At 66.1% G+C, this 12,718-nt stretch carries 12 protein-coding genes; 5 read left to right on the forward strand and 7 right to left on the reverse strand.

Annotated elements, in window-relative coordinates; all coding sequences use genetic code 11:
- Positions 1 to 109: 109 nt before the first annotated feature.
- Together garD and AC1DP9_RS21055 are read right to left on the reverse strand one after the other, a co-directional pair.
- Positions 110 to 1,705 (reverse strand): galactarate dehydratase, encoded by a 1,596-nt coding sequence (gene garD, locus AC1DP9_RS21050; protein WP_441593248.1) that lies wholly within the window; start codon positions 1,703 to 1,705, stop codon positions 110 to 112.
- Between the two features lie 28 nt (positions 1,706 to 1,733).
- Complete coding sequence (locus AC1DP9_RS21055; protein ID WP_092296632.1) at positions 1,734 to 3,098, reverse strand: MFS transporter; 1,365 nt, start codon at positions 3,096 to 3,098, stop codon at positions 1,734 to 1,736.
- A 427-nt stretch (positions 3,099 to 3,525) separates the two neighbouring features.
- Between AC1DP9_RS21055 and kdgD the strand changes: the two genes are divergently transcribed.
- Both kdgD and AC1DP9_RS21065 read left to right on the forward strand, forming a co-directional pair.
- Positions 3,526 to 4,440, forward strand: coding sequence for a 5-dehydro-4-deoxyglucarate dehydratase (kdgD, locus tag AC1DP9_RS21060; RefSeq protein ID WP_441593251.1), 915 nt, complete (start codon positions 3,526 to 3,528; stop codon positions 4,438 to 4,440).
- Positions 4,441 to 4,809: 369 nt separating this feature from the next.
- On the forward strand, positions 4,810 to 5,799 hold the full coding sequence (locus tag AC1DP9_RS21065) for an isopenicillin N synthase family dioxygenase (protein ID WP_092296635.1): 990 nt from the start codon (positions 4,810 to 4,812) through the stop codon (positions 5,797 to 5,799).
- Between the two features lie 90 nt (positions 5,800 to 5,889).
- Here the strand turns inward: AC1DP9_RS21065 and AC1DP9_RS21070 are convergent, their stop codons facing one another.
- Both AC1DP9_RS21070 and AC1DP9_RS21075 read right to left on the reverse strand, forming a co-directional pair.
- Positions 5,890 to 6,348: an HU family DNA-binding protein gene (locus tag AC1DP9_RS21070; protein WP_092296638.1), complete on the reverse strand. Its 459-nt coding sequence runs from the start codon at positions 6,346 to 6,348 to the stop codon at positions 5,890 to 5,892.
- A gap of 297 nt (positions 6,349 to 6,645) precedes the next feature.
- Complete coding sequence (locus AC1DP9_RS21075) at positions 6,646 to 7,143, reverse strand: Mpo1 family 2-hydroxy fatty acid dioxygenase (protein ID WP_092296641.1); 498 nt, start codon at positions 7,141 to 7,143, stop codon at positions 6,646 to 6,648.
- A 212-nt stretch (positions 7,144 to 7,355) separates the two neighbouring features.
- Here AC1DP9_RS21075 and AC1DP9_RS21080 point away from each other — a divergent pair, with 212 nt between their 5' ends.
- The 3 genes from AC1DP9_RS21080 (at position 7,356) to AC1DP9_RS21090 (ending at position 11,065) form a co-directional block, all read left to right on the forward strand.
- Positions 7,356 to 8,255, forward strand: a complete 900-nt coding sequence (locus AC1DP9_RS21080) for an arylamine N-acetyltransferase family protein (RefSeq protein WP_477108384.1) — start codon at positions 7,356 to 7,358, stop codon at positions 8,253 to 8,255.
- A gap of 194 nt (positions 8,256 to 8,449) precedes the next feature.
- On the forward strand, positions 8,450 to 9,214 hold the full coding sequence (locus tag AC1DP9_RS21085) for an SDR family oxidoreductase (protein ID WP_092296647.1): 765 nt from the start codon (positions 8,450 to 8,452) through the stop codon (positions 9,212 to 9,214).
- Between the two features lie 90 nt (positions 9,215 to 9,304).
- Positions 9,305 to 11,065 (forward strand): class I adenylate-forming enzyme family protein, encoded by a 1,761-nt coding sequence (locus AC1DP9_RS21090; RefSeq protein WP_477108385.1) that lies wholly within the window; start codon positions 9,305 to 9,307, stop codon positions 11,063 to 11,065.
- A gap of 28 nt (positions 11,066 to 11,093) precedes the next feature.
- On the opposite strand, the gene AC1DP9_RS21095 is transcribed toward AC1DP9_RS21090, so the two are convergent.
- The 3 genes from AC1DP9_RS21095 to AC1DP9_RS21105 form a co-directional block, all read right to left on the reverse strand.
- Positions 11,094 to 11,570: a CreA family protein gene (locus AC1DP9_RS21095; RefSeq protein WP_369823485.1), complete on the reverse strand. Its 477-nt coding sequence runs from the start codon at positions 11,568 to 11,570 to the stop codon at positions 11,094 to 11,096.
- Positions 11,571 to 11,572: 2 nt separating this feature from the next.
- Positions 11,573 to 12,058 (reverse strand): acyl-CoA thioesterase, encoded by a 486-nt coding sequence (locus tag AC1DP9_RS21100; RefSeq protein ID WP_092296653.1) that lies wholly within the window; start codon positions 12,056 to 12,058, stop codon positions 11,573 to 11,575.
- A 148-nt stretch (positions 12,059 to 12,206) separates the two neighbouring features.
- A complete protein-coding gene (locus AC1DP9_RS21105; RefSeq protein WP_008651272.1) occupies positions 12,207 to 12,488 on the reverse strand; it encodes an HU family DNA-binding protein in 282 nt (93 codons plus the stop codon).
- Between the last annotated feature and the right edge of the window lie 230 nt (positions 12,489 to 12,718).

The following is a 12,718-nucleotide window of genomic DNA, read 5'->3' on the forward strand; positions in this document are numbered from 1 at the left end:
GATGGGGATGGGGGTGCGGCGAAGCGGGCTTCGCCCCGGGCGCAGCGCATCGGCAAAAAAAAGGGACCGCGCGACGGCGGCCCCTTCTCTTCCCTGCCCAGCCAGTGACTCAGGTCACCGGCGCCGGGTTGAACAGCGCGAGCGAGTTGTAGAGCTTGTGGTGCTCGGCCCAGGTCTTCTTGCGCCCGCTGGCCACGTCCAGCATCAGGTTGAACAACTCCCAGCCCACATCCTCGATGGTGGCCTCGCCGGTGGCGATGCGGCCCGCGTTGATGTCCATCAGGTCGTGCCAGCGGCGCGCCAGGTCGTTGCGGGTGGCCACCTTGATCACCGGCACCTCGGCCAGGCCATACGGCGTGCCCCGGCCAGTGGTGAACACGTGCAGGTTCATGCCGGCGGCCAGTTGCAGCGTGCCGCAGATAAAGTCGCTGGCCGGCGTGGCGGCGTAGATCAGGCCCTTCTGCTTGAGCTTCTCGCCCGGTGACAGCACGCCGGAGATGGCCGAGCTGCCCGACTTGACGATGGACCCCATCGCCTTTTCCACGATGTTCGACAGCCCGCCCTTCTTGTTGCCGGGCGAGGTGTTGGCGCTGCGGTCCACGCGGCCACGGTCCAGGTAGCGGTCGTACCAGTCCATCTCGCGGATCATGGCCTCGGCCACTTCCGGGGTGGCGGCCCGTGCGGTGAGCTGGGCGATGCCGTCGCGCACCTCGGTCACTTCCGAGAACATCACGGCGGCGCCGGCACGCACCAGCAGGTCCGTGGCGTAGCCCACGGCGGGGTTGGCGGTCACGCCCGAGAAGGCGTCGCTGCCGCCGCACTGCACGCCCACCACCAGTTCGGAGACCGGGCAGGTCTCGCGCTGGCGCGCGTTCAGCACTTCGAGGTGCGATTCGGCCATGGTCATGATCGAGTCGATCATCGACCCGAAGCCCACGTGCTGGTCATCCTGCAGACAGACCACGCCCACCTGCACCTCGCCGGCGCCGGTCTGGATGGGGATCGTGCCGGGCGGCATCAGGCGTTCCGGCTGGAGCTTCTCGCAGCCCAGGCTCACCATCATCGCGCGGCCGCCGAAGTTGGGGTTCAGGGCGATGTTGCGCAGCGTGCGGATGGGCACGATGGCATCGGGGGCGTCGATCGCCACGCCGCAGCCATAGGTGTGCTCCAGGCCGATCACGTCGTCGACATTGGGGTAGCGCGGCAGCAGTTCGGCCTTGATGCGGCGCACCGCGTGCTCGACCACGCCGGACACGCACTGCACCGTGGTGGTAATCGCCAGGATGTTGCGGGTGCCCACGGAGCCGTCCGGGTTGCGGAAGCCTTCGAAGGTATAGCCTTCCAGCGGCGGCAGCGGCGCCGGCACGCGCGTGCCGATCGGCAGGTCGGTCAGGCCCGGCGGCTCGGGCATGCGCAGCACGCGCTCGTTGATCCAGCTGCCGCGCGGCAGGTCTTTCAGCGCGTAGCCGATCACCACGTTGTAGCGCATGACCGCGTCGTCCTGCTTCAGGTCCACCAGCGCCACCTTGTGGCCCTGCGGCACGCGTTCCACGAGCGTCAGGCCGCACGGGAACACCGTGCCGGCGGGCAGGCCGCCGTCATTGGCGATGATGGCCACGTTGTCGTCGGCGTGGATGCGGATATACAGCGGCTTGGGGTCGGCAGCCACGGCCTGGGCGGCCACCGGGGAATCCTGTTCAGACATGTTGGGGGGTCCTTGTCTTCTCTCTATATCAGGCGTGCTTCAGTTCCACGCGCCGGATGTCCTTCACGATCACCAGGTAGCTCACCACGGTGACCAGGGCGTTGATGCCCACGAAAACCAGCGCGCCGTTGAACGAGCCCGTGACGCTGAGGATATAGCCGATCACGATCGGCGTCACGATGCCGGCGATATTGCCAAAGGTGTTGAAAATGCTGCCGGCGAGGCCCATGACCTCCTTGGGCGCCGTATCGGCCACCACAGCCCAGCCCAGCGCGCCAATGCCCTTGCCGAAGAAGGCCAGCGCCATGATGCCGACCACCAGCCACTCGGCATCCACGTAGTTGCAGGCAATCATCGACACGGACAGCAGCATGCCGACCACGATGGGCAGCTTGCGCGCGAAGGTCAGCGAGTAGCCCTTGCGCAGCAGGCTGTCGGAGATCACCCCGCCCAGCACCCCGCCCAGGAAGCCGCAGATAGCCGGCAGCGAGGCCACGAAGCCCGCCTTCAGGATCGACATGCCGCGCGCCTGCACCAGGTACACCGGGAACCACGTCAGGAAGAAGTACGTCAGCACGTTGATGCAGTACTGGCCGAGGTACACGCCAGCCAGCATGCGGTTGGAGAGCAGTTGCTTGGCGTAGAACCAGCCCGCCGGTGCCTTTTCCTTGGCCTGGCCGGCGCCTTCGTTCATATGGATCAGCCCGCCGCCCTGCTCGATATAGTCGAGTTCGGCGCGGTTCACGGCCGGGTGCGTGGCCGGGCTGCGCATGATCTTGAGCCATACCAGCGCCAGCGCCATGCCCATCAGGCCCATCCACAGGTAGACGTGGTGCCAGCCCCAGCTATGGACGACCCAGGCCATCAGCGGCGTGAAGACCACGGCGGCGAAGTACTGGGCGGCGTTGAAGATGGCCGATGCCGTGCCACGCTCGGCGGTGGGGAACCAGCTGGCGACCACCTTGGCGTTGGCCGGGAAAGCCGGCGATTCGGCCAGGCCCACGGCAAAGCGCAGCGCGAACAGCACGGTCATGACCGAGCCGATGGTGGCGAACACGCCCAGCCAGCCCTGCAGCAGCGTGAAGAACGACCAGACGAAGATGCTGGCCGCGTAGATGCGGCGTGCGCCGAAGCGGTCGAGCAGCCAGCCGCCTGGAATCTGCGCCATCACATAGGCCCAGCTGAAGGCGGAGAAGATATAGCCCATCTGCACGGCGCTGAAGCCGAACTCCTCGCGCATCGCGGGGCCGGTGATCGACAGCGTGGCCCGGTCGGCGTAGTTGACCGTGGTCACAATGAAGATGAGCAGGAGAATCCAGTAGCGGACGTTGGTGCGGCGCGCGCCTTCGACAGAAGTCGCGGCGGCGGTGCTGGAAGTGGGGCTTGCGTTCATCGGGGTCTCCTCACAGCCGGGGACCGGGTGCAGAATGCGTGGGAACCGGCTTGTGATATGTCGTCGTACGACTGTGATTATAGGGACGCGGTTCCGTCAGACACAGTGCGCGTTTACCCTGAACCGGTGCAAATCGCCCTGCTTTCGGGCATCGGCCCGATGGTCTTCCTTTCAATCTCCTTGCGGCCTGGCGGGCGATCGACCGGTCTGGGCGATGTGACGCCCCCCTCGTCTGCCCACCCCCGGTGCGGGCAAAAATGCCGGGGTTTTCCCTCGGTCATGCCCTTAGCCCTTGCACCGTCAAGTTGTTAGTTGTACGATGACTTATCTCGAATCCACTCAGCAGTTGGGTGCGAGGTCATCGAACGGGCCTTGCCCCACTAACAAACCACACCATTTTCGCCATGTGGCGATCAGGATGAGCGACATGACTACACCGCAAGAACTCAAGCAGATTATTTCGGACGGCCTGCTTTCGTTCCCCGTGACCGACTTTGACGAACAGGGCAATTTCCGCCCGTCGACCTATATCGAACGCCTGGAATGGCTGGCCCCGTACGGCGCCTCGGCCCTGTTCGCAGCCGGCGGCACGGGCGAGTTCTTCTCGCTGACGCAGCAGGACTATTCGAACGTGATCCGCACCGCGGTGGAAACCTGCCGTGGCAAGGTACCCATCCTGGCCGGCGCCGGCGGCCCGACCCGCGTGGCCATCGAATACGCCAAGGAAGCCGAGCGCCTGGGCGCGCACGGCATCCTGCTGATGCCGCATTACCTGACCGAAGCCAGCGAAGAAGGCATCGCCAACCACATTGAAGAGGTCTGCAAGGCCACCAAGTGCGGCGTGATCGTCTACAACCGCGCCAACTCGCGCATCGGCGCCGACCTGCTGGAACGCGTGGTCGACCGCTGCCCGAACCTGATCGGCTTCAAGGACGGCGTGGGCGAGATCGAGGCGATGGTGCGCGTGCGCCGCAAGCTCGGCGACCGCCTGGCCTACCTGGGCGGCCTGCCCACCGCCGAGGTGTACGCCGCTGCCTACAAGGCGCTGGGCGTGCCGGTGTACTCGTCGGCCGTGTTCAACTTCATCCCGAAGACGGCGATGGACTTCTACCGCGCCATCGCGGCGGACGACCACGCTACCGTGGGTCGCCTGATCGACGACTTCTTCCTGCCGTACCTGGACATCCGTAACCGCAAGCACGGCTATGCGGTGTCGATCGTCAAGGCCGGCGCCAAGCTGGTTGGCCACGATGCCGGCCCGGTGCGCGCACCGCTGACGGACCTGAACGAAGAGGAAATGGGCAAGCTGGACGCCCTGATCCGCAAGCTGGGACCGCAGTAAGCGGTCATGTGGTGCCCTCCCCGCTGCGGGAGGAAAGAACTGAACGCCGGCCTTTGCGCCGGCGTTTTTTTTGGGCGCGCCGCACCATCCTGCGGCATGGCGTGCGCCACCCCGGCGCAAATCGGCCCGGAACTGGGTCAAAACCGGGTCGTGCCGGCTGGCCCGAAACCTGCAATCTTCCCCCCCGAAGAGTAGAAGCGTTCAACCGCCCACCCCCGGTGCGCGGCAGGAAATTGCTCTTGACGTCCGTGCCCCGCCCTTGTGCGACTGGCACCGGGGCCTCAAGAGATCGTCCAAAGATCGAGATCCCCGGCAGTCATCGCGCGAAAGGCAGGGCCGCACCCACCCTTTCCTGACTCCGGAACGATCATGACCGACACCGCCTCCCTCCACGAACTGGCCCGCGAATCCCGCATGGGCGCGCAAGGCCACGAGACCAGCGCGCGCGAGATCCGCCGCATCGACCTCTCCGACTACCCCCGCCGCAAGGCCGAGATCGCCGACGAACTCTGGCATGCGGCCGTGGACGTCGGCTTCTTCCAGGTGGCGAACCACGGCATCGACCTCGCCGCCGTGCGCGAAGCCTTCGCCATGACCGAACGCTTCTTCGCGCTGCCGGAGGCCGTGAAGGGCCTGTATCCGCTCCAGAAGGCCAACAACGCGGGCTGGGAGTCCCGCGCGCAGGTGCGGCCCTCCACCGGCACGCCGGACCAGAAGGAGTCCTACCAGATCACCCGCCCGCACATGGCGCCGCTGTGGCCCAGCGAGGCGGAGCTGGCCGGCTTCCAGGCCACCATGCTGGCCTTCGAGCGCCAGTGCTGGGAGGTGGGCATGAAGCTCCTGTCCTGCTTCGCCGACAAGCTCGGCTTCGATCCGGAATTCTTCACGCGCGCCCACGACCCGGCCGCGCCGGACTACCAGAGCACGCTGCGGCTGCTGCACTACTACGCGATTCCGCCCGAGGCGCAGGACAAACTCGAACTCTGGCGTGCCGGTGCCCATACGGATTTCGACTGCCTGACGCTGCTGTTCCAGCGCCAGGGCCAGGGCGGCCTGCAGGTCTGTCCGGGCAAGGAGATGGAGGCGCAGGCGTGGACGCCCATCGCCCCGGACGAGGACGTCATCACGTGCAATATCGGGGACATGCTGATGCGCTGGAGCGATGACCGCCTGCCGTCCAACTTCCACCGCGTGCGCAACCCCGCGCCGGGCGAGTACATGGGCCCGCGCTACAGCCTGGCGTTCTTCTGCCAGGCCAACCGCGAGGCGACGATCGAGGGCCCTGCGCGGCTGTACCCAGCCATCTCGGCGGGCGATTTCCTGCGCCAGCGCGTGGCGGCCAATTTCAAGGCGTACTGACCCGCCTTCGCCGCCCGGGCATCCGGGCAACAAAAAACCCCACGCGCCGGAGCGGGTGGGGTTTTCAGGACTACCAAAGATGCGTGGCGATCAGGCCGCGGCGTCCTTCAGCTTCTTCAGCGGACGGACCTTGACCTTGACGCTGGCCGGCTTGGCCGGGAACCAACGCTCTTCACCCGTGAACGGGTCCTTGCCAAAGCGCTTCTTCTTGGCCGGCACTTGCTGTGCGGTCACCTTCAGCAGGCCCGGCAGCGTGAATTCGCCGGCGCCCTTCTTGTTCAGCGCGCTGACGATGGTGTTTTCCAGATGGGCCAGCACCGACTTCACGGCCTTGGCTTCCAGCTGGGTCTGAGCTACCAGGTGAGCGACCAGGCTCGACTTGTTGAAGGTGTCCTTCAGCGGCTTCGGGGCCGGAGCAGCGGCGGGAGCAGCCTTCTTGGCCGGAGCGGCCTTCTTGGCGGCAGCCTTCACGGGTGCCTTGGTTGCCGGTGCCTTCTTGGCAGCGGGCTTGGTTGCAGTCTTCGTGGTCGGTTTCGCTTTGGTCGCCATATCGATATACGTGAGTTGAAGAATGTGTCCCGGCGTATCGCTGCGTATCGCTGCGTCTCACCGCAGTGGCACGTTGCGAATCACGGGTGCCGGTACGCACTGAATCATAGCGGAAAGTACCGCAAGTCAAGGGGTTTTCGTACATGAGGCACGTCAAACCCAGTGAAAACCCCGGGTTTTGTCGCTGCTTTGCGTCAGCAACGGGCTCGCGAGCGGGCCTTGCGCACGCGTAAAGGGGGTACGTCCCCCCACTTTGGCGTGCGCGGCGTGTGCCCGAAGATCTGGAATCTGACCCGATCAGTGCACGTGCGCGGCCATCGCGTCGTGCGTTTCGCGGGCAAGGCCCATCGCGAACGCGGTCTCCGCCACCAGGAAGAGCGGGCCGATCAGCAGCCCGACGAGGTCATCGACGAACGCCGGCTTGCGCCCCTCGTAGTAGTGCCCGACGAACTGGATGATCCATCCCACCACGAACAGGCCGATGCCGGAAGCGAGCCAGGCCGCCGTCGGCAGCGCGGCAATCCATGCCCCAACCCATAGGAATACGGCCAGAATGACCGCCATGGCGAGGCCGAAGGCGAACGACAGCCGCAGGTAGAACAGGCACGAGAGCGCGTAGACGACCATGGCCGGGGTGAGGAACGCCGCCCCCTCGCCGAGCGGCATGGCGGGCCGGCCGAGCAGCGTGGTCACGGCCAGCACGATCATCGGGATGCCGACGAAATGGGTGACGATGTTGCGGCGATCGCGGTGATAGGCCGCGTAATGCGACAGATGCTCGATCAGGGTTTTCACGGGGCGTCTCCTGTGAGAGGGCCCGGCTGAGGATGACCCTGTCATGCGTGGGGCATCGGTGCCGGTGGCGTTGTGGACTTATAGTAGTGGGCGCGCCGGCCTCGGTCTACCCCACCTCTGACGAAGCGGATTCCGTCGGCGCAGCCTGGCATTCTCGCCAAACCAACCGCCACCCGGGCCGCTATCGGACCCCCACGGAGACAGCGAACCCCATGCTTCCCGTCGATGAAATTTCCCCGCTCTCGCCCGATCAGCTACAGGCGTGGCTGGCGCGGATCGGCCTCGATGCCGCGCCAGCCAGCCCCGACCTCCCCGCGCTGGACGCGCTGGTCGCAGCCCAGCTCGCCCATCTCCCGTTCGAGAACCTGAATCCGCTGACGGGCCGCCCTGTGCGGATCGACGTGCCGGACGTGTTCGAAAAACTCGTCACCCAGGGGCGCGGCGGCTACTGCTTCGAGCTCAATACCCTGTTCTGCGCCGGGCTCAAGGCGCTCGGGTATACCGTGGTGCCCCTGGCCGCGCGCGTGCGCTGGCGGCTGCCGGCGGACCATCCGCCCACCGGGCTCTCCCACATGCTGCTGCGCGTCGAGGTGGCCCACGAGAGCTATCTGGCCGACGTGGGCTTCGGCGGCACCACACTCGACCGCGCGCTACCGCTGTCCTTGCCGGTCGACCCTGACGTGCCGTTCCGGCTGACGCCCACACCGGCGGCGCAGTTGGCCAGCACCGCGTTCCACGCCTACGACCTCGAATTCCGGTCCGATGACGGCACCGGCGCGGACGACTGGCGCGTGATGTACCGCTTCGACCTGACCCCGCAGCCGAAGATCGATTACGTGGCGCGCAACTGGTACGTGTCGACCCATCCAGACAGCCAGTTCACACAGACGCTGATGGTGGCGCGGGTGGTGGACGGGGTGCGCCTGGCGCTTCGCAACGGCCAGTTCGCCGCGCGCGCCGCCGACGGCAGCGTCCAGAAGCAGGAACTGGACGACGCCGAGGCCGTCATCGACCTGCTCATCCACCGCTTCGGCATCCCCCTGGACGCGCCGCTGCGCGGTGCGCTGGCCGCCACCCTGCCGCGCGTGCTCGCCGCCGACAAGGAGGCATGAGGGGCATATAAGGGGCAGAGCATTCCACGCTGCGGCACGCGTCATGCATCGCGTGAATTGCCCGCAGAAAGTTTGCTGATACCACCCCCGGCGTGGCGGTTTGCGGGTGGACTGAGGGGGGCGGCGTCCCCATAATGTCCCGGCACCTCATATATCCAGCGACGGCAAGACCGCCGCGATCCTCAGGAGACACCATGTCATTGTTCGATCTGTCGGGCAAGGTTGCCATCATCACCGGTTCGTCGCGCGGCATCGGCCGCGCCATCGCCGAGCAGATGGCCGTGCAAGGCGCCAAGGTGGTCATTTCATCGCGCAAGGCCGAAGCCTGCGCCGAAGTGGTGGACGCCATCAACGCGCGCCACGGCGCCGGTACCGCCATCGCCGTGCCGGCCAATATCTCGTCGAAGGAAGACCTCCAGCACCTGGTGGACGAGACCAACCGCACCTTCGGCAAGGTGGACGTCCTGGTCTGCAACGCCGCCTCGAACCCGTACTACGGGCCGATGAGCGGCGTGACGGACGACCAGTTCCGCAAGGTACTCGACAACAACGTCATCTCCAACCACTGGCTGATCCAGATGGTGGCGCCGCAGATGATCGAACGCCGCGAGGGCTCGATCATCATCGTGTCGTCGATTGGCGGCCTGCGCGGCTCCCCGACGATTGGCGTCTACAACGTCTCCAAGGCGGCCGATTTCCAGCTCGCGCGCAACCTGGCCGTGGAGTTCGGGCCGCATAACGTGCGCGTGAACTGCATCGCCCCCGGCCTGATCAAGACCGATTTCGCGCGCGCGCTGTGGGAAGATCCCGAGCGTTACAAGCAATCGACCCAGGGCGCCCCGCTGCGCCGCATCGGCGAGCCGGTCGAGATTGCCGGCGCCGCCTGCTTCCTGGCCTCGGCCGCCAGCACCTTCATGACCGGCCAGGCGATGGTCGTGGACGGCGGCGTCACGATCTGACCCCACCCCCTCCCGGGCGGCGGTGGCTCCGGCCCCTGCCGCCCTTCGCGTTTCTGCACGTCCACCTGCAATGCAGCCCCGGAGGCAGTCATGTCGCAACATCCTCAGCAAACCGCCGTGTGGCCGGTGATGTCCCTCGCCGAAGCCCACGCCCGCCTGACCGCGCCCGGCGCGCCCTTCGAAACCGAGACGCGCGTGATCCGTGGCATTCCCACGACTGTCTGGAAAAACGCCCCGCCCACGCTACGCGACCTGTTCCTGGTGGCCGCCGGCTGGGGCGAGAAGACCTTCGTCGTCTATGAGGACGAGCGCGTCAGCTACCGCGCGTTCGCACTGGCCGCCACGGCGCTGGCGCACCAGCTGATCCGGGACGGCGTACGCAAGGGCGACCGCGTTGCCGTGGCCATGCGCAACCTGCCCGAATGGCCGGTGGCGTTCTTCGGCGCGCTGCTGGCGGGGGCCATCGTCACGCCGCTCAATGCATGGTGGACGGGCGCCGAACTCGAATACGGGCTGGCCGATTCGGGCAGCCGGATCGCCATCGTCGATAACGAGCGGCTCGGCCGCATCCTCGAGCACCTGCCGGCCTGCCCGGCGCTGGAGCGCGTCTATGTGTCGCGACTGCCTGAGAGCGGCGACTTTTCCCAAATCACGGGCGACGCCCATATCGCTACGCTCGAATCGGTGATCGGCCCGTCGTCGGCCTGGAACGGCCTGCCCTCGCAATCGTTGCCGGCCATCCCGCTGGACCCGGACGAGGACGCGACGATCTTCTACACCTCGGGCACTACCGGCAAGCCGAAGGGCGCCGTGGGCTCGCACCGCAACGCCACCTCCGTGGCCGTAGCGGCCCAGTTCAGCCCGCTGCGCAACCTGCTGCGGCGCGGCGAGCCGGTGCCCGAGCCGGATCCGAACGCCCCGCAGAAGGCGGCGCTGCTGGCGGTACCGTTCTTCCATGTCACGGGCTGCATGTCAGTGCTCAATGGCGCACTCGCGACGGGCGGCAAAATCGTGCTGCTGCATCGCTGGGACACGCTCCAGGCCATGGCGCTGATCGAGCGCGAACGCTGCACGGGGGCCGGCGGCGTGCCGACCATCGCCTGGCAGATCATCGAGCATCCCCGGCGCGGCGACTTCGATCTGTCATCGCTGGAGAACATGAACTATGGCGGCGCACCGGCCTCGCCGGAACTGGTGCGGCGCATCAAGGAAGTGTTTCCGCACGCGGCGCCCGGCATTGGCTGGGGCATGACGGAGACCTCGGCCACCTTCACCAGCCACAGCGCGGAAGAGTACGTGTTCCGGCCAGACAGCAGCGGCCCGGCCCTGCCGATCGGCGAGATGAAGATCGACGATGGCTTCGGGCGCGCGCTGCCCTTGGGGGAGACCGGCGAGCTGATGGTGCGCGGCGCGAACGTGGTGCACGGCTACTGGAACAAGGCCGAGGCGACGGCCAAGACCTTCGTCGATGGCTGGCTGCACACTGGCGACGTCGCCCGGCTGGACGCGGACGGCTTCCTCTATATCGTCGACCGGATGAAGGACATGCTGATCCGCGGCGGCGAGAACATCTACTGCATCGAGGTGGAAAGCGCGCTGTACGCCCATCCGGCGATCATGGATGCGGCGCTGGTCGGCATCCCGCACCGCACGCTGGGCGAGGAGCCCGGTGCGGTGGTGAGCCTGAAGCCGGGCATGGCTGCCACGGAAGCGGAGTTGCAGGATTTCGTGCGGCAGCAGCTGGCGGCGTTCAAGGTGCCAGTGCGGATTATCGTCAGCGGGGAGATGCTGCCGCGCAATCCCAATGGGAAGATTCTGAAATCGAATCTGCGCAAGCTGTTTGAAGCCTGAGGTTGCTGAGGGGCTGAGGGGCTGAGGCTTACTTGACGGGGATCGGTGTCCCGGCCGGCACCGGTACCGCCGTCACCGCGTTCTGCGGGCTGCCGCTGACGATGCGGTCGGAGTAGGTCAGATAGACCAGCGTGTTGCGCTTGCGGTCCACCGCGCGCACCACGTGCAGGGTCTTGAACAGGATCGACATCCGCTCGGAAAACACGTCTTCCTGCGCCTTGACCGGGCCCTTGAAGGTGATGGGGCCCACCTGGCGGCAGGCAATCGACGCCTCGGGCGGGTCTTCGGCCATGCCGAGCGAGCCCTTGATGCCGCCCGTACGCGCCCGCGAGACGTAGCAGGTGATGCCGTCCACCTGCGGATCGTCATAGGCTTCGATCACCACCTTGTCGGAGCCGGTGACGCGGAAATTCGTGCTGACGCTGCCGATTTCCTCGGCCTGCGTGATGCCGGAGAGCGCCCACAGGCCGGCGACGGCCATCATTCCGATGCGGATGTTCGCCATGGTCAGTCCGCCGAACCCTTGATCTCGTCGTGCCGGCGCTCCATTTCCTGGCGCAGCGCGCGGCGCTGCTGGGCGGCGGCAAAGCGCTGGCGCTCCACCTCGTCACGCGGTTGCAGCGGCGGCACCTCGGCTGGCGCGCCGTTGTCGTCCACGGCAACCATCGTGAAGTAGCAGCTATTGGTATGCCGTACCACCTTGCTGCGAATATTCTCAGTCACCACCTTGATGCCGATTTCCATCGAGCTTCGGCCGGTGTAGTTCACGGCAGACAGGAAGGTGACGAGTTCGCCCACGTGGATCGGCTGGCGGAACATCACCTGGTCCACCGACAGCGTGACCACATAGCGGCCGGCGTAGCGGCTGGCGCAGGCGTAGGCCACCATGTCCAGGTACTTCAGGATGGTGCCCCCGTGCACGTTGCCGGAGAAGTTGGCCATGTCCGGCGTCATCAGCACGGTCATGGAAAGCTGGTGGGACAAATCGTTCATCGCAGAAAATCCAGAAATCGAGCCTGAGGCGCGGGCAGTGTAACCCGACGAGGCGCGCCAATGGGCAAATCCGCGCGTGGACATCATGGCCCAAAAAGAAAAGCGGCCCCGAAGGCCGCTTTCCGTACTTTCAAGAACGCGAACTTGCTTACTTCTTCTTGTTCACGGCGTCCTTGAAACCCTGGCCGGCGGAGAACTTCACCGTCTTGGCGGCCGGGATCTTGATCGTTTCGCCGGTGCGCGGATTGCGGCCGGTACGGGCAGCACGCTTGCCCGAGCTGAAGCTACCAAACCCCACCAGGGTGACCGAGTCCCCCTTGGCCACTGCCTTTTTGATACTGTCCAGCGCGGCGTTCAGCGCGCGCTCGGCGGCGGCGTTGCTGAGTTCTGCTTCCGCGGCGATGGCCGATACCAGTTCACCTTTATTCATGGCTAGATTTCCCTTGTTGGTCGTCGTCACCGGACATCTGCCTGCCGGCAAATTACCGATCGGCGCAGTCTAATCTGCCCTTTGCGCCTTGGGCAATCCCCAGTGGCACCGAAGCAACGAAAACGGCCGGAAAACGTTCTCTGGCAAGACTTAGCGGGGGTTTTACCCCTCTTTTCCCCAAATGGAATCGTCACTTTTTCGGCCCGACACGTATCGTGCGGCGCACATGC

The organism is Cupriavidus sp. 01L43, assembly GCF_056399925.1.